Here is a 23293-nt window from a genome sequence, read left to right on the forward strand (position 1 = left end):
CCTCCACAATTTGTAATTACAAAATACATTGTATATCAAAGATTTGCAGAAAATTGGGAGATAACATGCATAAACAAAGAATTTTTTTATTAGAAATTGAAATTGTCTGTTCAAAAAGGACAATATTCCAGATTCTTTTTTATGGATAAAAATAGGTAACCTGAAATATTGGTGGTACAAAAGTATGTAACAAATGTACTGCTTTAAATCGTTTTTTTCATTATTATATCATCGTTTTTCATTGAATCTAGCTAAACTGAAATGGAAGTAAATATCATGAATAAGAAGCTGGTTTCATTAATAATTATGATGGTACTTAAACCCTCTTGTCCTGTGTGCATTAAAAAAGATGTTTTTTGCCAACTTCCATAAAATCTGCAAACTTTTTTTATATGATAACTGGATAAGTAATTTTTTTATTAATCAAATAGTATTACATGGGCCATTTTTATTAGCATTTCTGCCTGGCAAACTTTGACGCTGAAAATAGATTATATGAGGGGAGAATATGAAAAATATGATTGATAAGAGTAAAAATGTTCTTAGTAAGCCTATTGCCTTTTTTATTTTAGCGATAATGCTTCTCTGGATGAAGACATATATAGGATATAAAGTCGAATTTAATTTAGGGATTGATAATAGAATGCAGGAGCTGCTATTATTTCTTAATCCCTTAAGCTCAGCCATTTTATTCTTTGGGTTAGCTTTATTTTCCAAAGGTAAAAAAGCCTTTACGCGGCTGATTGTATTGGATTCAATCTTGTCGTTCGTTTTATACGCAAATATCGTCTACTATAGATTTTTTACTGATTTCATTACATTGCCCACCCTTACTCAAACGAAAAATGCCGGTGATTTAGGACAAAGCATTACCGCATTGATTAGGCCTTATGATGTTTTATATTTTCTGGATACCATCCTGTTGTTTGTATTAGTGGCGGCTAAAGTTGTGAAACCGGAACCGATTCGTACGAGCCGCCGTAAACTTGCAGCAGTGTTTGTCACCGGCTTCCTGGTTTTGAGTACAAACGTTGCATTGGCGGAAGGCGATCGTCCGCAATTGCTGACAAGGGGATTTGATCGTAATTACATTGTAAAATATCTGGGGATGTATAATTATCATATTTATGATGCTTTACAAAGCACAAAATCGTATACTCAGCGTGCTTTATCCGATAGCACAGATATGACGGAAATAATTAACTATACGAAAGCTACAAGAGTAGAACCGAACCCTCAATATTTCGCGAAGGCAAAGGGGAAAAATGTGATTTATGTTCACTTGGAATCCCTGCAAAATTTCATGATTAATTATAAATTAAATGGACAAGAGGTTACTCCATTTTTGAATTCGCTTGTTAATGAAAAAAATACGATGTATTTCAATAACTTTTTCCAGCAAACAGGCCAGGGGAAATCTTCTGATGCTGAATTTATGTTAGAAAACTCATTATTTGGTTTGCCGCAGGGAGCTTCGTTTACAACAAAAGGACAAAACACATATCAAGCTGCACCGGCAATACTCGGCCAGCAAGGGTATACCTCTGCTGTGTTTCACGGGAATTATAAATCTTTCTGGAACCGGGATGAAATTTACAAACAATTTGGCTATGACAACTTCTTTGATGCGAGTTACTATTCCATGAAGGAAGAGGATGTCTTAAATTATGGCCTGAAAGACAAACCTTTTTTTGAAGAGTCCAAGCCGTTGCTGGATTCCTTAAAGCAGCCTTTCTATGCCAAATTTATCACCTTGTCGAATCATTTCCCTTATCCGATAGATGAAGAGGATGCAACCATTGAAAAAAATACTACAGGGGATCCAACTGTAGATAACTATTTCCGAACCGCCCGTTATCTGGACGAATCTATAAAAGGATTCTATGACTATTTGAAGCAGTCGGGCCTGTACGAAAACTCGATAATTGTTATGTACGGCGATCATTACGGCATTTCCGACAACCGCAAAAATGCCTTATCTAAAGCCCTGGGGAAAGAAGTGAACGATTTTGAATATGCACAATTACAGCGTGTTCCTCTGTTCATCCGGATCCCGGGAGTTCAGGGGGGAATCAAAAGCAAGTATGGTGGCCAAATAGATGTTTTACCTACGCTTTTCAATTTCATGGGGATAGATACTAAAAATTACATCCAATTTGGTTCGGACCTAATGGCAAAAGGCCGTCAGCAAGTAGTGGTATTCCGAAATGGTGATTTTGTTACGCCAAAGGTCACATCTATTGATAACAAATACTATAAAACAGCAACAGGCGAAGAAATTAAGAAAACTGCTGAGATTGAAGGAATTAAAAAGTATGTTGAGATGAAGCTGAATTTCTCGGATAAAGTAGTGTATGGAGATCTGCTGCGTTTTTATACACCTAAAGGTTTTAAACCTGTGGATCCTGCTAATTATGACTATAAGAATAAGGAAGAAAATGTCTTGGAAGAAAAGACATCGAATGATAAATAATTCATTTCCCCTTTAAGAGTACAAAATTTATCTCTTGATCGAGTAAGTGACTAAACGTATCAATCAAAAGTTATTTAGGAAGGACTGTCGAGAAAACCTCGACAGCCTTTTAAAGTTGTCATTCACTGTAAAGCTTTCATTCAATTCATTCGAATATTAATAGTTTTATTATCCATGTTGAATAGTACCCTGGGATTCTGTCAATCATAGAAATGAGGTGACTATAAGTATGAAAAAAATAATGAGTATTATTCTTGTCGGCATGTTTTTAAGTTTTTTGCAGATTGATAATGTATTTAGCAAGAAAGAAGATAGAGAACTAAAGCAAATTAGCGGAATAGCAGCGAGTAATAAGGTAGAAGTGGAAGAATGGAAAATCTATTATCGCATCATAAAGAAAGAACAAAGTAAAAATTCAATTAATAATTATATTAAGCAAATAGAAAAAGACCAACCGTTTACATGGGTTAAAGATAAGGAACAGCACCATTATAATATAAAAGGATTTAGCCGAGAAGGGGCGATAGAAAAAAGGGTCACAATAGATGTATTACCTGATAATAATACATCTACATTGGTTATGACGCTAGAAATAAAAGGGGTTGGTAATCCCAATAGCGCAAATTCACAAATACTAAAGGCCCCTAAAGTTCTGGAAAAAGGAAGCAGATATGTAACCGTACAGGGCTTAACAAAGGGTGCTGTCGCGATCGATCAGTTAAGCAACAATTTAAAGAAAGCTTTTTCTGTGAAATATATTGAGGGTGTAAAGGAAAAAAACTTTATTTCTATATCTGGTTATACTAGTCAATGGAGTGAAAAGTTGAAAGCGAAAGGGGAAGAACCTATTAATATCCAAATCGGATTGCGGAAGAATGCAAAGGGCCAAATAAAAACAACGATAGGGACTCCTATTATTACATCAGAGTATTAGATTAATCTCAAAGTCGCCGCCTTTTTCAATATTAAATAATAAGAAATACTTTTGTTCATTTTCCTTTACCTTTGTATGTCATTATGGTTTGCATTCGAAGATACTCCATAGTTTTTTCACAAATATAACTTATAATGTCGTAGAAACTAGCTGGGAGGAGAAGGTTACATAACAATGAATTTACATACTTTAATTAAGGGTTTGGATATCATAAATCGATCCAAAAACGAAATTGCGGACATAACAGTTGAAGGAATAACAGATAATTCTGCAGAGGTCAAAAGCGGATTTCTCTTTTTAGCTATTAAAGGCAATGATGTTGATGGACATGATTTTATTGAAGAAGCAGTCCGTTCAGGTGCATCTGTTGTGATTGGAGAAAAGGATTACACTGATATATCAGTGCCTTATATACAAATAAAAAACAGCCGCAAAGTGCTGGGTGACATTTCCAATATTTTTTACAGAGACCCTAGCAGTAAAAAAATTATGATAGGGATTACAGGAACTAACGGAAAAACAACGACTAGCTACATGTTGAAGTATATTTTGGAGGAAAATGGCATACCTTGCTCGATAATCGGAACAATCGAAAACATTATCAATGGCAAATCTGTGTCATCCTTAAATACTACTCCAAACTCATTGGAATTACATAAATTAATCTCATCCAGTAAAGATGAGGTTATTATTATTGAAGTCTCTTCTCACGGATTGATACAATATCGTTTAGAAGGTCTTCAGTTTGATTATTGTTTATTTACGAATCTTGATCATGATCATCTAGATTTTCACGGTTCTATAGAGGAGTACTTTCGTGCAAAATCTTTGTTATTTGGAAAAATGAAACCTGATGGACAAGCTATTATAAACGCTGATGACTATTGGGGTGAGAAATTAGGCGAACTGCTAAAGAGTCAAGGAAAAGATACGTTTTTAATTGGCAAGTCTGATCAATGCTCATTAAAAATATCTGAGTACCACAATATGAAGTTTAACTTAAAAGAAAATGGAGAATCATTTAAGGTTCATTTGCCAATGCCAGGGTTCCATAACCTATTTAATACAGCAATGGCTTACTCAACTGCACGAATGTTAAATGTATCCAGGGAACATGTTCTTAAAGCTCTCTCTAAATTTCCTGGGGTAACCGGGAGGTTTGAAGTAATAGAGCAAATCAATGGCTCTACTGTAGTAATTGATTATGCCCATACTGCAGATGCTATCTTTCACTGTTTGAAAACTGCAAGAGATTGCGGGGCGAAAAGAATCATACATATCTTTGGGTTCAGAGGGGACAGGGATGCAAGTAAAAGAGAAGAAATGGCAAATATCTCTTCAGAATTAAGTGATCTATTTATATTAACCACTGATGATCTAAACTCAGTTTCTTATGATGATATGGCAATGAGCCTTCAAGAATTAAATGAGAAATATAATAATAACGGTATAGTCATACCGGACCGGACATTGGCTATAAAGCAAGCGCTGGAAATGGCCAAAAAAGGCGATTATATAGTCATCACTGGAAAAGGACATGAACAATTCCAACAACCATTCAGCTTGCCAACTCATTCCGATAAAGACACTATCTCGTTCATAAATGAGCAAAGAAATCAGAAAGATATTTAATTGGTAAAGTTGAGAAAACAATCGTGTTTTGGTTGGTGTTTTGATTGGCCGCATTATTGTTGGATTTGGATCCAATCTAATGACTGAGCAACGGGAAATAAACTTGTGAAGGTGAAAATACATGGGTAAAGATATTAATGAAGTGATTAAAAGACGCTATAACCGGATTTCTCCAGTATACGAATGGATGGATAAAATGATAAAAGATCAATGGAGGAAGGATTTATTACTTGAAGCAACAGGGGACGTCCTGGAAGTTGGCATTGGGACCGGCTCAAACTTATTATATTATCCTGACCATATCACATCTCTAACAGGAGTTGACTTCAGCCAAGGGATGCTTCGCCATGCAAGAGAGAAAGTAAATAAAGCTGCGTTGGAGTTTCCTGTCCATTTAATGGAGGCCGATATACAGAATCTCCCTTTCCCTGACCACAGCTTCGATGTTATTGTCTCCACTTGTGTTTTCTGCTCTGTCCCGGATCCGGTCAAAGGTTTAACAGAGTTAAAAAGAGTTTGTAAGCCGGAAGGAAAGATTCTTATGTTAGAGCATATGAGAAGTGGAAATCCGATGTTAGGTGGTGTCATGGATCTGCTAAACCCTTTGACTGTTCGTCTTTGGGGAGCGAATATTAATCGAAAGACATTGGAAAACATAGAAAAAGCAAACCTAACAATCAAGGAAATGGAAAATTTAATGGGAACAATCATGAGAAAAATAGAGATACAACCCATAATGGAATAGTGATTGTGTTACATGATGGATGACCTGGGTTTGTATAGATTAAGCTAAATGTAGATATAATTTTTTAATACCTCTTGGTTTCCAAGAGGTTTTTCGGTTTGGAGATCTTTTGATACTTACCAATAGGTTACGATATCAATTAAACCTATTATAATGATTAGTATTCCAGCCAGCTTTTGAACGATAGCGCCAAATTTTTTCCCTTTTTTTAATAAAGAACCTTCTCCCTCAAATGCCCATAACAGAAACAAGATGATAAGAAGCGGTAAGGCTGTACCGATACCAAAAACAGGAGTTAACGTAAAACCCATCGGTGTAGATAATACCATGGGCATCAATTTAACAAAAAATAGTACAAACATTGTTGGACAAAAAGCAATCGAGTAGCTAACACCTAGTAAAAAAGCGCCTGCATTTCCTTCAGCTTTATTCTTTATCTTCCATTTGAAAATCAAATTGACCCAGGTAAACTTTAAATAACCTAATAAAAAAAGCCCCACTATGATATTAATAAATCCCGCTCCCTTGCGGAAATAAGCAAAATAAGTGGTTAAAATAGCTTGGTACTCTTTTCCAAACAACCAGATTAGCCCTCCGAATATAGAATAAACAAGTATTTTTCCGACCAAAAAAAATAAAATTTCACTCCAGGGAGTTTTTTTAGTCACTGCTTTTTCCCCGAAGTATGTAATGGCGGTAAAGTTGCCTGTCAATTGACAGGGTGCTAACGATCCAAGAATGCCTAAAAGCAATGCTGCTAATAATGGGATTGTCCCGGTGCTGCTCATTAGCCGGAAAATAGGCTCGGAAAAAAATTGACTAACTTGATTTAGTAATTGATACAAAAAGACTTCCCCCCTAGAATAGCTAAGTTGATTTATTGTAGCAGAGAAATATAAAGAATTTGTGCAGAAAGACGATAAAGAGTGTAATTTAATAATTTTCAGTGGTGCAGTCTTCTCGTCAATGATAAGCAGGACAATGCTTCCGGCAAAAACACAAAAGATAAGCGCTTGTTTAAGGGTAAAATAAGAGTGTATCAGTACCAAAAAAATAAGCAAAATAAAGTTATAAACAAAATCTATTTAAAACAAAAAGGTGGGCTTAGAAATGACCGTTGAATTGTTTGATACAATCATAATTGGATTTGGCAAAGGCGGTAAAACGTTAGCCGGTTTTTTGGGTGCGCAGGGCCAAAAGGTTGCTATGATTGAGAAATCAAAGGATATGTATGGGGGTACTTGCATAAATATCGCATGTATTCCTTCCAAATCACTTGCACTCCAAGCAGAACATATCGCTTCACATAATTTTGAATCGTGGGAAGAAAGGAAAAAAGCCTATGCGATGGCGATTGAAAAGAAGGACCAGCTTGTTTCAAAGCTCCGCGAGAAAAACTTTTCAAATCTTGATAACAATGAGAATGTGAATGTAATCAACGGGAAAGCATCCTTCCTTTCAAAAGATGCGATAAAAGTTACAAATAGTGACAATGATTCCCTTATTATAAAGGGCAAAAATATATTTATTAATACTGGCTCCCTACCAAATATTCCAGGTATAGAAGGTATCCAAGAAAGTAAGCTGGTCTACACAAGTACGTCTATGATGGCACAAAAAGAGCTTCCAAAGCATTTGGCGATAATCGGTGGCGGCTACATTGGATTAGAGTTTGCCTCCATGTATGCTAATTTTGGTTCGAAAGTAACAATGTTTGAAGGTACGGACACATTTCTGGCCAAAGAAGACAGAGATATCGCGGAGGAAATTAAAAAGGTATTGGATAATAAAGGCATAGAAATTAATTTAAATACTTCAGTGCAAAAAATCGAAGACAATCAAAACAGTGTCCGGTTATCATTCAGCAAAAACGGAAAGGATGATATATCGATAGAAGTGGATGCCATTCTTGTAGCAACCGGCAGGAAAGCGAATATAGAAGCATTGAATCTTAAGGCAGCCGGAGTAAATTTATCCGAGAGAAATTTTGTAAAAACGGATGATACACTAAAGACTAATATTCCTCATATCTGGGCTATTGGTGACGTTAATGGCGGCCCACAATATACTTACATTTCTCTCGATGATTTCCGAATTGTTAGAGACCAATTATACGGAGACAAGAAAAGAACACGTAAAGATCGTAAAAACATTCCTTTTTCAGTTTTTATTGAACCTCCACTTTCTCGTGTAGGTTTAACCGAGAAAGAAGCGAAGGAGGCGGGGTATGAAGTAAAAGTCCTAAAAATACCGGCAGCCTCGATACCGCGAGCAAACCAAATTAATAAAACCGAAGGAATGTTAAAAGCGATTATTGATAACAAGACAAACAAAATATTAGGTTGTGCTCTCTTCTGTTCTGATTCAAGTGAAATTATTAATATTATCAAGATAGTTATGGACAGTGGACAAGATTTTACTGTCTTAAAAGATAATATTTTTACTCATCCTAGCATGGCAGAGGCTTTAAACGACTTATTTGCTAATTAAAAGTTTTATGATTTCTCCTAAATGGGTGCGAATAGCATTTTGTAGAATTCCTACGTTAAGCAAAAATTAGTCCTGATCCTTTTAGGAACCGGACTAATTATTGACCTGAATTCAATTACTTGTTGCTGTTATTTACCAATTTAATTGCGCCTTTATTGAAAAACACTTTATCCTTTAAATAATAATCAGAAATTCACCTGCTATGTTTATTGCAATGAGGCTTTTGCTGAAATGGATTTTAAAAAACCAAATCCCGACAGTTTTAGGGTAATGTTTTCTTTCACGTTAATATTTTTTTCTACATATATGGATATAGAGTCAACTTTAAATTCATTAAAGCGATTAAGAGCCTTTGGTTTACCAGGTACTGCAAGCAACTCCTGTAAACCTACCGCACAGCAGCCTTTTACCTCAAGTGTTTTTACTGTCAAGGGTTTCCCTTTCGATTCAATCCACTTTTTAGCTTTATCCTCTAATTCAAAATTCATCTCGTAATTCACCCTCCTTTTTACAAACATCTATAATCGAGCAGTTATATCACTATAGAAATTGTATTAATTTGTTTTTGGAATGTCAACAATAAACAAATATATAAAAGCCGCTGTTTCTCCTGCAATGCTTCTCTTTGTTGCTGATCACTCCTTGTTTTTTTGAAAGCGTGGATTCATTTAATCTAGAGGATAAAGAAAACAGAGTAGAAAAAAGCTGCTTTTGGCCGATATAAGAAGTATATTACTGTCAAAATAGTAGGGAGGGTATCATGAAAAAGATTTTACTGCTTGTAATCGTTTCCGCTATTCTTGTTATAACGGCTGCTTGTTCAGCTGGAGAGCCGGTAGGCACCATGCAATCTTACATAGGAAATGCCCACGTAGAAGGTGATGATGTTTTTTTCGAATTTAATGGAACGTATTATAAGGCTAAAAACCAAAAAGACCGGTTTGAGAAGGTTAAAGGTGATTACATGACTATGATTGCACTGTCTAACGGTGACTATAAAATTCAAGAGAATGACAAAGAAACACCTGTGCAAAATCCGTTTAGTTATGAAACACAAAAGCAAAAAGAAGAAGATTCTAAAAAGGCTAGGGAAGAAGATAGGCTTGCAGATGAGCAGCGGAAACAACAACTCGAGGATGAAAGAAACGAACACTTGAGAAGTTTAAAGAAAAACCGGATGGAAATAGAAAAAGCAAGAATGGAAATGAAACAAGACCGTCAAGAAAAAGAATTAGAAATGGAAAGGAGGACATTAGAAACACGCTTGAATTCACAATAGTAAAGGCAGTTCATTTTGACGTAGCTACTTATTAATTTGGACCACTACCATCTTGAATTCAGACGGCAATTTACCTTCTAATGGAAATAAAGTTAAACAATTTAATTAGGTGGCACTTGTATATTACTATCCATGAAATTAGCAATATCAGAAAAGCATCTAAAAATTTCCCCATTAATAAATTTCAATGGGGCTGATTTTTATTTGGGAACTATTGAATTTAAATGTTCCCTCACATTTTCCTGTGTCATAGAACCTGTAATGACCTTTGTTATCTTCCCATTTTTGTCGATTAAAAACGTAGTAGGAATGGGACCTATTTTTTTATAATAGGGTATTTATTCTAACCAAAACGGTGTCTCTATACTTTGATAATCAAAGGTGGATTTGGATTTGATACTATTATTTTCCCCATTTCATTGGGATAGTTAACGTACAGCAGCTGGGATTATTGCTTTGCACACGTGTTTGAAGCGTAAATGTTACACCTGTTGGCGTATATTTTGTTGTTACTGGAACCTTTAAGCCAATTGACTGAATTAAGCGATCGACTTCTTGTGATTTACCTTGTTGTGCTGCCTCCATGATCTTGTAAGCAAAAGCGGGATTTCCAAGATGTTCTAATAACATACTACTCTGACCCATTAGCATCTGGAAGGACTTTACTGAACTTGAAAACATCGTAACATCTATTTTCGGATATTGTTTCCGAAAAGGAAGGGGTTCGGGATATAGAGGCATAGGCGAATAAACCGGATAGAAATTATTTGAATGGTACATTATGCATCTCCTTCTTTAACAATGAGAATAGGCAATATAATATATTCGTGTGGTAAAAATCGGTTACATATGGGGCTTTCGTAAACCTTGCATAGGAAGGAGTGACAATATAACTGATAAAGAATTTCTGCCTTGACAGAGAAAAGCATCCTGACAAATTCCTGGAGAACGATGCTTTTGAGTTCCGAGTTTTCTGATATCAAATCCTGTTGGATATATTATGATAGACTTATCACCATCTATAGAAATTACTCCAAAAAGCATGTAAAATAATACTGGCTTACAAGACTTTTACATCACGAAGGGTGTTGAACGATGGAAAGTATTACAGTAGTTTCGCTATTGGACGTTATAGGAGAATTGTTTTCAGATGAAATTTCGATTGCTGTGTCAAACACAAAAGAATATATATACTATCGGCCAAGCAAACGGATTGATTTAAAGATCAGGCCGGGAGATCCTTTAAGGGAAGGGACCATTGCGCATAAAGCCTCAATTACGAAGCAAAAAGTCTCCGAATTTATTAACCGGGATGTGTTTGGGATTCCATATCATGGGATGGCAGTGCCTTTTCTTCATGAAGAAAAACTAGAGGGATGCGTCACCGCTATTTTTCCTGCTTTGACGGATGGGAAATCAGTGGTGACCGTGAGAACACAGGATGGTTGGATGCCAATTCCTTTTTCACAGGTTGTATACTTGGAAGCCAGGGATAAAAAGACCTATGTACATGCTGAAGAACGCTCAGGCACCCATAAATACTCGCTTCAGGAGTTTGAGTTCCTGCTGCCGAAGGATTATTTTATCCGATGCCATCGCTCTTTTCTTGTAAACGTCAATCATATTAAGGAGATTTTTCCTGATACCCATTCAACGTTTTTACTGTCGATGGATAATGGCGACAGAGTACCTGTCAGTCAGTCCTATTCCAGCTATTTTCGAAAGTTGCTTGGATTTTGAAAAAACATGCTGTTTTAGGCTGGGAATTTGCTGTTTTGTCCGAATTTTCCGTAACCTATTCCGAAAACCATAACTCAGGAGCTGTAATGGGTACAATTAGTGTAAGTATTCATTATGAGAGAGAGATGAGATTATGGAGAACAACTTTGAACGGATTAGAGACCCTCACCTTAGAAACCGTGTTGTTTCACCGGAAGAAGCAGCATCATGGATTCAAGATGGAATGACATTAGGGTTAAGCGGGTTTACACGTGCCGGAGATGTGAAAGCAGTTCCGTTCGCCTTGGTCAAACGCGCCGAACAGGAATCATTTAAAGTGAATGTGTTTACGGGAGCCTCTTTAGGTTCTGATGTTGATAAATTGTTTGCCGAAGCAGGTATCTTAGGAAAGAGACTGCCTTTCCAAGCCGATCCGACTATGCGAAAAGGAATCAACCAGGGAGATTTTTTATTTGTGGATCAGCATTTGTCCCACACAGCTGAGTTGGTGCGTGCCAATGTGATGGACCCTATAGACTTCGCAATTTTGGAAGCGGTTGCAATAACGGAAGACGGAATGGTTATCCCGACAACCTCAATCGGAAACTCCCTATCTTTTGCCCAGAATGCAAAGTCCATTATTATTGAAATCAATATGGCCCAGTCCACAGCGTTAGAAGGATTGCATGATTTGTATGAACCGGGAAAACAAGGGGAGAGAGACCCGATTCCGTTGACAAAAACGGATGATCGTATCGGTACTGTAGGGATACCGATTGATGTCGAGAAGGTAAAAGGAATCGTTTTTACCAACCAATTGGATTCTCCTTCAACCATTGATGCACCAGATGAGGAAACGGTCATTATTGCACAGCATTTAATTGAGTTCCTCCGTAAAGAGATTGAAGCTGGCCGTATGACAGAACGCCTAGCCCCGCTGCAGTCAGGAATCGGTTCAGTCGCAAATGCCGTGCTTCATGGGATGTTGGAGTCGGAATTTGAGGATTTAGAGGTATATTCTGAAGTACTGCAAGACGCGGTCTTTGATTTAATGGATGCGGGAAAGGTCCGGTTTGCGTCCTGCTGTTCCATTACTCTTTCGGATTCAAAGATGAAGGAGGTTTTCTCGAATTTCGAGAAATATCGCGGCCGCTTAATCATGAGACCACAGGAGATTTCCAATCACCCTGAAATCATCCGCCGTCTTGGATTGATTTCCATTAACACCGCTTTAGAGTTAGACATCTACGGCAATGTCAATTCAACCCATGTACTAGGCACAAAGATGATGAACGGAATTGGCGGATCAGGTGACTTTGCAAGGAACGCCCGCCTGGCAATTTTTGTGACAAAATCCATAGCTAAAGACGGAAAGATTTCAAGCATTGTTCCTTTCGTCTCTCACGTGGACCACACGGAACATGATGTGGACGTCATTGTCACAGAACAAGGCTATGCAGACTTGCGTGGTTTGGCGCCAAGACAGCGTGTGGAACTTATTATCGAACGCTGCGCCCATCCAATGTATCGCGACCAACTCCGCGAGTATCACCAGGAAGCTCTCACAAGAGGCGGACAAACCCCTCACGTATTAGAAAAAGCTCTATCCTGGCATACGAATTTTGCCAAGGATGGAACAATGTTAGAAGCAATAGTGGAAAAAGTCTAAACATAAATTTGTTTTAGGAATGTCAACAATACACGAAGTTCATATAAAGGCTTCTGTTTCCTCTGCAAAGTTCCTTTTTGTTTGTTAATGCGAGAATAAAAAGAAAAACACGCCAATCAATTGCGATTGGCGTGTTTTTTGACTTGTAGTCCCTATTAGGAAGCCATTTTACGGCAGGCTTCAGCACATCTATAACATGCTTCAGCACATTTTTGACAATGATCGTGATCGTGTTTCTTGCATTCATTTCCACAGGCTTCGCATATTTCAGCACAAAGATTGCATATCTGAGTTGCAAATGGACTATTCGTTTGCATAGCTTTAACTGCCAATGCGCATATATCTGCGCACTCTCGATCTAAACGGATGCAGCTAGCCATCATTTTAACATCATCTTCTTTTAAACAGGCATCAAAACATACATTACACGATTCCATACATTCCAAACATGCTTTCAAACATTCCTCAAACTGAGTGTTCATTTAAAAAGCCTCCTTGAAGTTAAAGTCACTTTTATTCTACCCGGGATATTTTCTTTTTAACTTAAAACGAAAAACTCCTCAAAAACTGCATAAATTCTTCATAATTTTCCGGTATGATATAGTTGCTTTAAATAATTTTAGAAGCGGTGAAACAAATGAATAAAATATCTCTGAAGTTAGGGACGTTATTTTTCTTCATTATTCTGATACTTGAATCGTTCTTATTTTTCTTTTTACACGACAACATAGTCGAATCAAGGATAGAAGAGGAACTTACAGCTCTGCAGGCAAGAGGAAATAGCCATAGAGATGTTGTTGAAAAATCTTATAAAAGTGAAACTCTTCACCATATCGCGTTAATGGAGGCTCAAGCTGAAACAGAAGTAATCATTACAGATGAAAAAAGAGAGATTATCATTTCATCCAATGATATTGATCAGGAAGAGAAGAACTTTTTAGCTAAAAAAGTGGGGAATTTACCGCGTGAAGGGAGAATATTAGAGGATAGATGGAGATCTGAAAAGTATATCTCCACAATCAGTCCTTATTATATAGATACCAATAAAACTGGTTATGTTTATATGTTTAAGAGCACAGACCAGGTCCAGGATTTAATTTCAAGATTAAACAGTCATTTTTTAATAGCCGGGATTCTGACCATCTCTTTTCTAGTATTTACAATCCTTTTTTTAACGAAAGCTTTAACCACTCCTCTCATAAAAATGAAAAAGGCTACAGAGAAATTAAGCAAGGGAGACTTTTCTGTGAACTTGCCCAAACTTGGAGATGATGAGCTCGGTGATTTATCTGACTCAATAGAAATTTTGGCAAATGATTTAAATCATTTAAAAAATGAGAGAAAAGAATTCTTGGCAAGTATCTCACATGAACTCAGAACACCTTTAACGTATATAAAAGGATACGCCGATGTCGCTAGACGTGACACTCTTAACAAGAGTGACAGAGAGAAATACTTGAATATCATATACGAGGAATCTGAAAAACTTTCAGATATGATCAAGGATTTGTTTGATTTAGCGAGGATTGACCAAAACAATTTTACGATTAATAGAGAATTCATAAACTTTCCTTTGTATCTACAAGTCATCTATGAAAAAATGCTTCCAGCCTTTCGGGAAAAAAACATCCAACTCGTTGTAAATTGTGAAGATGATTTGAAGGTATTCATTGATCCTCTAAGATTTGAGCAAATATTGCTTAATTTATTGGATAATGCCAAAAAATATTCACAGCCTAATACGAAAACGAGTATAAACGCCAAGAGGGAAAAAGGGAAAGTCAAAATTGAAGTAAAAGATGAAGGATACGGCATTCCAGAAGAAGATATTCCTTTTATTTTTGAAAGGTTTTATAGAGTTGAGAAGTCCCGGTCTAGTCGTTTTGGCGGTTCCGGTTTGGGGCTGGCCATCGTCAAGGAATTGGTTGATACGCATGAGGGCGGCGAAATTCGCGTGGAAAGCAAAGCGAATCAAGGGACAACATTTATTATTACATTAGAGGAGTTGAGAAAATGAAAACTCTTTTGTTAGTCGATGATGAACCAAGGATGCTCGATTTATTAAGTTTATATCTTATCCCTTTTTATCATTGTATCCAGGCAAGTTCAGGCAAGGAAGCCATACTAAAAATAGAAGATGAAAGTATAGATTTAGTATTATTGGATGTTATGATGCCTGAAATGGATGGTTGGAGTACATGTGAAGAGATAAGAAAGTATTCGGAAGTGCCAATTATCATGTTGTCTGCCCGAAATGAAAAGGTAGACATCATTAAAGGTTTGAGGATTGGAGCAGATGACTACATTACAAAGCCCTTTGACGAAGGGGAATTGCTCGCCAGAATAGATGCTGTTTTCCGGAGATACCAAAATAAGGACCTTAGCCAAATAGATTATCATGGCTTAATTTGGGATGAGGAGTCATACGAACTAAAATATGAAGGAAGAAAAGTACAAACGACACCAAAAGAGTTTTTATTAATAGGATTGCTTCTGAAAAATCCAAATAAGGTTTTTTCAAGAGCGCACTTACTTGAAACAATATGGGGAAACAAAACATTTACTGAGGACAGAACCGTCGATTCCCACATACGAAATATCCGCGATAAGCTAAGGAAGGTTGATTTTCCAATAGATAGACATCTAATGACTGTATGGGGAGTAGGTTATAAATGGGTAAGCAAGGAGTAGTTCTACATGGAGAAAAACTCATTTACATCACGCATCAATAATAATGGACAGTGTGAAGTGCATAAAAGATAATTGGAGGCTACCATGAGAAAAATCAAATGGGGATTACTATCTCTAACCGCTGCGTTTACTTTATTAACAGCATGTTCAAATAAAGAAGAGGCTTTCTTTGAAAGTGCAAATGGAGAAAAAATAGATCATATACACGGAACAGGTTACATTGGTGAACCAGCAGAACCCATACTTGCTACCCATAATGGCCTTCTAAAGTATGAAGATGGAAAGTGGTTAAAAACGACAAAAAACAATAACGACTATATGGGATTTCAGGCTGTGAAAAATGGCTTTTTTTCAAGCGGACATCCTGAAGAAGGATCAGATTTAAAAAATCCATTAGGATTGGTGAAAAGCACGGATGAGGGAAAAACTATAAAAAAATTAGCGTTTTACGGTGAAACTGATTTCCATTATCTCGGGGCAAGCTATAATACTGGCACAGTATATGCCATCAATGTAGAACCAAACTCTAAATTAGATGTGGGACTATTCTATTCGAAAAGTGAAGGCAAGAAATGGACTCAATCCAAGCTTAAAGGCTTAAATTCAAATTCAATTGGAGGGCTTGCAGTTCACCCTTCAAAAGATAATATAATCGCTATCAACACTAAGGAAGGAATCTATTATTCAGATGATTATGGGGATAATTTCAACTTTATTTCTACAAAAGAGATGGTGCCTTCCCTGACCTTCACAGGAGATTCAATTCTTTATTCATCTATAGAAAATAATAAAGTAATATTACATGAAAAAAACATAGCAAATAAGGAGGATAAAAAAATACCTTTACCTGCTTTAGAAAGTGAGAACTTTATCCAGTATATTGCGATAAACCATGAAGATCCAAAAGAAATGGTGGTTATTACTCCGATGAATGATATATATCTGACTAAAAATGGTGGAGAAAAATGGAGTCATATTGCTAAAAAGGGGAAAACAGAGTAGTAACATACTCTGTTTTTCGTATAGGTATCACTAAAATGAAAAACAATAAATGGTAAGCTTACTGCATACTTTTTGCGCAATTTATTGATATGATGCTTTTAACCCATTTAATGAGAGGAGTTTTAACTTTATGAAATTGAAAAGGACTGGATTATTATCCATCTTTACGGCATTAATGCTCGTGTTGGGAGCATGTTCCAACGATAATGAGGATCAGCAAAAGGATTCCAATGATGAAAAGATGGAAGAAAATATGGATGGTATGGATCATGATAATATGGACATGGACTCTGGGAAGAATTAAAAGAGCTTAAATTGCACTATATTTGTCTCACCCCATACGCAAGTGTCAAAAGAAAATAACGGAGTTCAAGTGATTCTTGTGGGTGATTTAGACAAGAAAGTTCAAGATCAAGTAGAAGAATCCGGATTCAAAACTGAACGAATTGAGGCGGAAAATCCAGCAGATTATGCCAAAGCGATTGACACATACTACGCCAAGGTTTCCGGTTCCCTGCCACAATCGGTAGTTGTCGGTTCAATGGATAATTCTGATTTTACACTGCCAGCTGTAAACTGGATTTCTCATATGCCCGAACCTTTACTTTATGTGAAAAAGGACCAAGTTCCACAAGAAACTATTGATGCGCTTAAGAAACGCAATGGCGAAGCAAATATTTATTTAATTGGACCAGAGTCTATTGTTTCAGGCACTGTAGAAAAACAACTGGCACAGTATGGTAAAGTCACAAGGATTTCCGGCAAGGACGCGTATTCAAATGCGATTGCGTTTGCAAAATTTAAAGATAAAAACACACAATTCGGTTGGGGAATCACGACCCCAGGCCACAATGTTTCTTTTATCCCTAGTGGCTCTAAAGAACTTGCTATCGCTTCCGCGCCATTTTCTCATGCGGGTAAACACGCCCCATTGCTATGGTCTGATAAAGAGAAGATGCCTTCTTCTGTGATGTCTTATGTAATGTCCCTACAGCCTAAATACAAAATGTCACCTGCTGAAGGACCATATAATCATGCGTGGTTAACCGGCGATGAGAAGGAGTTCTCCAAAGCAGCGCAAGCTGAACTAGATGATATGTTAGAAATTGTTTCTGAATCCGGCCAAGGTCACGGTGGAATGAACATGGATGGAATGGAAGGTATGGATAAAAATAGCGAAGAGAAAAAAGATAACTCAGAAATGCCTGGAATGAATCACTAAAGATTGATACAATCCCCCACCATTAAGCTTTGGTGGGGGACACTTATTTAATCTGCTTGTAGATCATTTAGTTATATATTAACTTTTCATAAATAAAAGGGAACTAAACTCTGTATTTCCCCTTAATCTAACTCATTCATAAGGTGGAGAACACATTTATACTCATAAATACTATTTGAAATAAAACCAATAACACGCTATCATCTAAGTAACAACTTTATTAATTAATTTAATTAATATGAAGTCACTTCGTAAAAAGCAAGTGGTTCCGATGTAAAAGTGATACGGAGGTATTACAATCATGCAAAACATTTATCAAGACATTCAAAATCTGCTGGAATATGGAGTTTCTCATCATCTATTGACGGAAGAAGATGTTATTTATGCTCGCAACAAAATTCTTTCCTTATTAGATTTAAATGATTGGCATGACTCAGTGGCAAAAGAAAACCCTTCTTCGCTTCAGGATATTTTAGACAGCATCCTGGATTGGTGCTCGGAAAACGGGTTGCTATCACACAATACAACGACCGAACGGGATATCTTTGATACGGAACTTATGAATTGTTTAATGCCGCGCCCATCCGAGGTGATCCGCACCTTTAGGGAAAATTATCAAGAAAATCAGGAACTAGCGACAAACCAGTTTTATGAACTTTCAATTTCATCAAACTATATTCGTGAGGACAGGGTTTCCAAAAATCGAATCTGGAAAACGTCTACCCCGTACGGAGAAATAGATATCACCATCAACCTTTCAAAACCGGAAAAAGATCCAAAAGAAATTGCCTTATTACAGAATAGTCCGAGTCATTCTTACCCCGACTGTCCACTGTGTATCGAAAATGAAGGCTTTAGGGGCAATCTTCGGCATGCCGCAAGAGCGACACACCGGATCATTCCGATTACTTTAAACGGTGAAGATTGGTTTTTTCAATATTCACCTTATGTGTACTATCGGGAACATTGCATCGTTTTAAAAAAACAGCATGTTCCGATGGAAATTTCGACAGATACCTTTGTTCGCCTCCTCAATTTTGTTGAAAAAATGCCCCACTATTTCATCGGCTCCAATGCCGACTTGCCGATTGTCGGCGGCTCAATTTTGACTCATGACCATTTCCAGGGCGGCCGCTATACGTTTGCCATCGAGAGAGCTGAGACCGAGGAAACTTTTCAGCTGCAAGGTTATCCAAACGTTACAATCGGAATTGTTAAATGGCCAATGTCGGTATTAAGGATACAGGGCGAAAAAAAGGAAGTTGCCCAGATTTCGGAAATGATATGGCGTACGTGGCAGGGATATAGTGATATTGCTGCAGATATCCTCGCTTTTAGCGGCGAAACTCCTCATAATACGGTCACGCCAATTGCCCGCAGACGAGGGGAGTTATATGAAATGGATCTAGTGTTACGAAATAATCGCACAACCGTGGAACACCCCGATGGAATGTTCCACCCTCATCAGGAACTCCATCATATTAAAAAGGAGAACATTGGCGTCATCGAAGTAATGGGCCTTGCCGTCTTACCTGGAAGGCTTGCCAATGACCTGGATATACTAGCCCAGCTTCTCATCGATCCCGCAGAAAAAGATCAATGGGACACATCTTTGCTGAAACATTGGGATTGGCATCAGCAAATTTTAAAAGACCATCAATACATCACCAAAGAAAATGTAACAGACATCCTGCGAACAGAAGTGGGCAGGAAATTCCAAAATGTCTTGGAACATGCGGGAGTATTCAAGAGGACATCACATGGCAAACAAGCATTCCTTCGATTTATCACGAAGCTTCAGGAAAAAAACTCGTAGTAACTAGCAGTTTGGAAGAGTGCTAGAAAAGGGGAACCTCGATTAATCCCATATTAATAGAGAAAGAAGGCTAGAAATAATATGGACACTCAAGAGTTAATAAAGCTGTTTTTTGCTGAATTCGGTTATGAAGATAACACCCGCTTCTTTTTTGCGCCCAGCAGGGTGAATTTAATTGGAGAGCATACGGATTATAACGGAGGATACGTTTTGCCTGCCGCTTTAACCTTTGGAACGTGGGCTATTGCCCGCCCTCGAAACGATGGAATATATCGTCTTCGTTCCACCAACTTCTCTGCCAAAGTCGACTGCGCACTTTCTGAGAAACTAGTATACAAAAAGGAAGACGACTGGGCCAATTACCCAAAGGGTGTCCTATATGAATTAATAAAGATGGCCGGGGTGGAACAATCTCATCTTTTTACCGGGGCAGATATTTTATTTCACGGAAATACCCCCAATGGAGCAGGGCTTTCTTCTTCGGCATCAATTGAACTTGTAACCGGGCTTTCACTTAGTTCTTTAGCTGGTTTGCCTGTCCCGATGCTGGAGCTTGTAAAATTAGCTCAACGTGCAGAAAATGGTTTTGTAGGCGTTAATTGCGGAATTATGGATCAATTCGCAATAGGGATGGGAAGAGAAAACCATGCTATCATGTTGAAATGCGATAAATTGGAATATTCCTACGTCCCGATGAAGCTGGATGATTACAAAATCGTGATCACCAATACAAATAAACAGCGGGGGCTGGCGGACTCTAAATATAATGAACGCCGCCGGGAATGTGAACAAGGATTTGCCCAAATCAAAAATAGGCTTCTCCATGCTCAGTCGTTAGGAGATGTGGGTTATACTGAATGGGAGAAGGTTCGTAAGTTTGTTGTGGATGAGGTTATCCGCAATCGGCTGGAGCATGTCATTTCAGAAAATGAACGAGTTAAATCAGCGATGAAAAGTTTGCAAAAAAGTGATCTGTCTGCATTTGGCGATTTAATGAAAAGATCACATGAGTCGTTGCGGGACTTATATGAAGTAACCGGTTTTGAGCTGGATACGCTTTATGAGGAAGCCTCCAGGGTTCCGGGCTGTATTGGCACAAGGATGACAGGCGCCGGGTTTGGCGGCTGTAATGTCAGCCTGGTAAAAGAAGAATCCGTTGTGCAATTTAAAAAGTCCGTATCAGAAAACTATACATCGAAAACAACTCTTACTCCGACTTTCTATGTATGCGAAATTGGGAATGGTGCAAGAGAAATAAGCAAGGTGGGTGCAGAAGGAGGAATCAAATAATGGCTATCTTAGTCACAGGCGGGGCTGGTTATATTGGCAGCCACACCGTTATTGAGCTTTTAAATCAGGGAGAAGAAGTGATTGTCATTGATAATCTTAAAACTGGCCATAAACAGGCAGTAGCTGGCGGAGCTTTTTATGAAGGAAATTTGCGGGATACATCGTTTCTTGAACGTGTCTTCAGGGAAAATGGTATAGAAGCGGTGATTCATTTTGCTGCAAGTTCCCTGGTTGGAGAAAGTGTACAGCAGCCGCTTCCTTATTATGAAAATAACTTAATGGCTTCCCATAATCTTGTTTCAACGATGCTTGAACATAATGTGAAAAAGATCGTGTTTTCATCGACGGCTGCTACTTATGGAGAGCCGAAACAAATCCCGATTTTGGAAGAAGACAGCACAAACCCAACAAGTCCCTATGGGGAAACAAAACTGGCAATGGAAAAAATGTTCCGCTGGTGTGATCAAGCATATGGATTGAAATCGGTCTCCCTCAGGTACTTTAATGCGGCAGGTGCACATCCTGATGGCATGATCGGTGAAGACCATAATCCCGAGAGCCACTTGATTCCGATCATTCTCCAGGTCGCCCTCGGTCAAAGAGAAGCAATCGGCGTGTTTGGCGACGATTATCCAACAGAAGACGGTACGTGCATTCGCGATTATATCCATGTCATGGATCTTGCGAACGCACACTGGCTCGCTCTAAAGTCGTTGCGTGAAAACGGAGCCAGTAATGTTTTTAACCTGGGGAACGGAAAAGGGTTTTCAGTAAAGGAAGTCATTGAAACAGCCCGTAACGTAACGGGACATTCCATTCCGGAAAAAATTAGCCCCCGGCGTGCAGGCGATCCGGCGTTGTTGATTGCCTCCTCGGAGAAAGCACAAACTGCATTAGGCTGGAAACCAAAATATAATGACCTCAGAACTATTATCGAAACAGCTTGGAATTGGCATAAAGAAAACCCGGACGGTTTTTTAGGCAAAAAGTAGAAAGGGGAACATGGTATTATGACTGTATCTGTAACTCCGCTGCAGAAAGTAAAGGACTTCATGAAACAAAAAGAAATTGATGGAGTTCTGTTTCGGACACGCAGTAATTTCTCCTGGCTAACGGGAGGGAAGGATAACCATATCGTACATACAACTGAATTAGGGGTAGCAGACCTGCTAATTCTTCCAGAAAAAAAGTACTGCATCACCTCAAAAATGGAATCCGCCCGCATTCATGATGAAGAGCTCATTGGGCTTGATTACGAATTTATCGCAACTGAATGGTACGAAAACCAGGATAAGGCAATTGAAAAACTCTGTGAAGGAAAAACAATTGCCAGTGATGTTCCATTCAGCCATTTCCTTGACTTCGGCCGCGAATTAACAGGGTTGCGTTTTACCCTTAATGAGAAGGAAATTAATCGCTACCGTTTGCTTTCCCAAAAAGCAGCCGGTGCCGTAGAATCTACCTGCCGGGAAATTGAACCAGGCATGACAGAGTTTGAAATTGCTGCCCACCTGGCGGCAAAGGTGATGAAAGACGGGATGAATCCCCATGTCATTCTTGTGTCCACCGATGACCGCGTGTTTAAGTACCGTCACCCAATTCCAACCGAAAAGAAGCTCGAGGAATACGCGATGATTGTTCTCTGTGCGGAAAAAGGCGGATTGGTCAGCAATGTGACAAGGTTCGTTCACTTTGGCGCTTTGCCAGAAGAATTGGCCGTCAATAAAGGGAAACTGATGCAAATAGATGTTGCCATGAATGCAGTGACAAGACCGGGAACCCCGATTAAGGATGTATTGCAAAAAGGCTTCGATACATACAGCGAAGTTGGCTATCCGGATGACTGGCGCTATCTCCATCAAGGAGGGCCTACCGGCTATGCAACCCGTGAATTTATCGCAACTCCTGACATGGAGGATATCGTTCATTTACATCAAGCTTTTGCCTGGAATCCCGCGATCAGGGGCATTAAATCAGAGGATACCATTTTAGTGGGCGAAGATGATAATGAAGTTCTAACTCATACCGGCGAATGGGTATATCTTGAAACAGAGCACAATGGAAAGAAATATTTACGGCCCGATATATTGATTCGGTGAGTGAAATTAAAACGGATAAAAGAAAAGACGTATCAACTGCAGATACGTCTTTTTCAACTGGACCGGAAAGTATAAGTTTTCTTCTTATGTATTGGTGTAAACCAGCAATTTTGAAACTGGAATTCTTGTTTTGTTGCCATATTTTCGTTTTTGTTGCTATTTTGATTACCTTCGTTGCTGATTTTCAGACTTTGTTACTAATAGTCTAGATCTTAACTTTTTTTTAGATGTT

21 protein-coding genes are annotated in these 23293 nt (G+C 38.1%); 17 read left to right on the forward strand and 4 right to left on the reverse strand.

The window, feature by feature from the left end; genetic code table 11:
• Window positions 1-508 precede the first annotated feature (508 nt).
• From ltaS to ELQ35_RS02320, 4 genes are all read left to right on the forward strand, one after another.
• The gene (gene ltaS, locus ELQ35_RS02305; protein WP_126863245.1) at window positions 509-2473 is read left to right on the forward strand and encodes a lipoteichoic acid synthase; all 1965 of its coding nucleotides are present in this window, start codon (window positions 509-511) and stop codon (window positions 2471-2473) included.
• 229 nt (window positions 2474-2702) lie between these two features.
• Complete coding sequence (locus ELQ35_RS02310) at window positions 2703-3407, forward strand: YwmB family TATA-box binding protein (RefSeq protein WP_126863246.1); 705 nt, start codon at window positions 2703-2705, stop codon at window positions 3405-3407.
• Between the two features lie 174 nt (window positions 3408-3581).
• Window positions 3582-5039 (forward strand): UDP-N-acetylmuramoyl-L-alanyl-D-glutamate--2,6-diaminopimelate ligase, encoded by a 1458-nt coding sequence (locus ELQ35_RS02315; RefSeq protein WP_126863247.1) that lies wholly within the window; start codon window positions 3582-3584, stop codon window positions 5037-5039.
• A gap of 121 nt (window positions 5040-5160) precedes the next feature.
• Window positions 5161-5784, forward strand: a complete 624-nt coding sequence (locus ELQ35_RS02320; protein WP_126863248.1) for a class I SAM-dependent methyltransferase — start codon at window positions 5161-5163, stop codon at window positions 5782-5784.
• Between the two features lie 116 nt (window positions 5785-5900).
• On the opposite strand, the gene ELQ35_RS02325 is transcribed toward ELQ35_RS02320, so the two are convergent.
• Window positions 5901-6629, reverse strand: a complete 729-nt coding sequence (locus ELQ35_RS02325; RefSeq protein ID WP_126863249.1) for an urease accessory protein UreH domain-containing protein — start codon at window positions 6627-6629, stop codon at window positions 5901-5903.
• Window positions 6630-6894: 265 nt separating this feature from the next.
• Here ELQ35_RS02325 and ELQ35_RS02330 point away from each other — a divergent pair, with 265 nt between their 5' ends.
• The gene (locus tag ELQ35_RS02330) at window positions 6895-8274 is read left to right on the forward strand and encodes an FAD-dependent oxidoreductase (protein ID WP_126863250.1); all 1380 of its coding nucleotides are present in this window, start codon (window positions 6895-6897) and stop codon (window positions 8272-8274) included.
• Window positions 8275-8480: 206 nt separating this feature from the next.
• On the opposite strand, the gene ELQ35_RS02335 is transcribed toward ELQ35_RS02330, so the two are convergent.
• On the reverse strand, window positions 8481-8762 hold the full coding sequence (locus ELQ35_RS02335) for a CC/Se motif family (seleno)protein (protein ID WP_126863251.1): 282 nt from the start codon (window positions 8760-8762) through the stop codon (window positions 8481-8483).
• Window positions 8763-9034: 272 nt separating this feature from the next.
• Between ELQ35_RS02335 and ELQ35_RS02340 the strand changes: the two genes are divergently transcribed.
• Window positions 9035-9553, forward strand: a complete 519-nt coding sequence (locus ELQ35_RS02340) for a hypothetical protein (RefSeq protein WP_126863252.1) — start codon at window positions 9035-9037, stop codon at window positions 9551-9553.
• Between the two features lie 402 nt (window positions 9554-9955).
• On the opposite strand, the gene ELQ35_RS02345 is transcribed toward ELQ35_RS02340, so the two are convergent.
• Entirely contained in the window at window positions 9956-10333 is a 378-nt protein-coding gene (locus ELQ35_RS02345) for a YuzC family spore coat inner layer protein (protein WP_126863253.1), read from the reverse strand.
• A 315-nt stretch (window positions 10334-10648) separates the two neighbouring features.
• Between ELQ35_RS02345 and ELQ35_RS02350 the strand changes: the two genes are divergently transcribed.
• A complete protein-coding gene (locus tag ELQ35_RS02350; RefSeq protein ID WP_126863254.1) occupies window positions 10649-11293 on the forward strand; it encodes a LytTR family DNA-binding domain-containing protein in 645 nt (214 codons plus the stop codon).
• A gap of 133 nt (window positions 11294-11426) precedes the next feature.
• Entirely contained in the window at window positions 11427-12941 is a 1515-nt protein-coding gene (gene scpC, locus ELQ35_RS02355) for a succinyl-CoA:acetate CoA-transferase ScpC (protein ID WP_126863255.1), read from the forward strand.
• Window positions 12942-13096: 155 nt separating this feature from the next.
• Here the strand turns inward: scpC and ELQ35_RS02360 are convergent, their stop codons facing one another.
• Complete coding sequence (locus tag ELQ35_RS02360) at window positions 13097-13423, reverse strand: four-helix bundle copper-binding protein (protein WP_126863256.1); 327 nt, start codon at window positions 13421-13423, stop codon at window positions 13097-13099.
• Window positions 13424-13578: 155 nt separating this feature from the next.
• On the opposite strand from ELQ35_RS02360, the gene ELQ35_RS02365 reads away from it, so the two are divergent.
• The 9 genes from ELQ35_RS02365 to ELQ35_RS02400 all read left to right on the forward strand — a co-directional run bounded on the left by ELQ35_RS02365 (window position 13579) and on the right by ELQ35_RS02400 (window position 23061).
• A complete protein-coding gene (locus tag ELQ35_RS02365; protein WP_126863257.1) occupies window positions 13579-14958 on the forward strand; it encodes a sensor histidine kinase in 1380 nt (459 codons plus the stop codon).
• Window positions 14955-15632, forward strand: a complete 678-nt coding sequence (locus ELQ35_RS02370; RefSeq protein ID WP_126863258.1) for a response regulator transcription factor — start codon at window positions 14955-14957, stop codon at window positions 15630-15632. The genes ELQ35_RS02365 and ELQ35_RS02370 overlap by 4 nt, the downstream gene beginning before the upstream one ends.
• Window positions 15633-15716: 84 nt before the next feature.
• Entirely contained in the window at window positions 15717-16634 is a 918-nt protein-coding gene (locus tag ELQ35_RS02375; protein ID WP_126863259.1) for a F510_1955 family glycosylhydrolase, read from the forward strand.
• 130 nt (window positions 16635-16764) lie between these two features.
• A complete protein-coding gene (locus ELQ35_RS22480; RefSeq protein ID WP_185861633.1) occupies window positions 16765-16938 on the forward strand; it encodes a hypothetical protein in 174 nt (57 codons plus the stop codon).
• 78 nt (window positions 16939-17016) lie between these two features.
• Window positions 17017-17856 carry a cell wall-binding repeat-containing protein gene (locus tag ELQ35_RS02380; protein WP_126863260.1) on the forward strand — a complete coding sequence of 280 codons (840 nt, stop codon included), beginning with the start codon at window positions 17017-17019 and terminating at the stop codon, window positions 17854-17856.
• 301 nt (window positions 17857-18157) lie between these two features.
• Window positions 18158-19672 carry a UDP-glucose--hexose-1-phosphate uridylyltransferase gene (gene galT, locus ELQ35_RS02385; RefSeq protein WP_126863261.1) on the forward strand — a complete coding sequence of 505 codons (1515 nt, stop codon included), beginning with the start codon at window positions 18158-18160 and terminating at the stop codon, window positions 19670-19672.
• 81 nt (window positions 19673-19753) lie between these two features.
• Window positions 19754-20962, forward strand: coding sequence for a galactokinase (locus ELQ35_RS02390; protein ID WP_126863262.1), 1209 nt, complete (start codon window positions 19754-19756; stop codon window positions 20960-20962).
• Window positions 20962-21954, forward strand: a complete 993-nt coding sequence (gene galE / locus ELQ35_RS02395) for a UDP-glucose 4-epimerase GalE (RefSeq protein WP_126863263.1) — start codon at window positions 20962-20964, stop codon at window positions 21952-21954. The genes ELQ35_RS02390 and galE overlap by 1 nt, the downstream gene beginning before the upstream one ends.
• Window positions 21955-21972: 18 nt before the next feature.
• Window positions 21973-23061, forward strand: a complete 1089-nt coding sequence (locus tag ELQ35_RS02400; protein ID WP_126863264.1) for a M24 family metallopeptidase — start codon at window positions 21973-21975, stop codon at window positions 23059-23061.
• The last annotated feature ends 232 nt before the right edge of the window (window positions 23062-23293 follow it).

The organism is Peribacillus cavernae, from assembly GCF_003989135.1.
GTDB classification, from domain to species: Bacteria; Bacillota; Bacilli; order Bacillales; family DSM-1321; genus Peribacillus; species Peribacillus cavernae.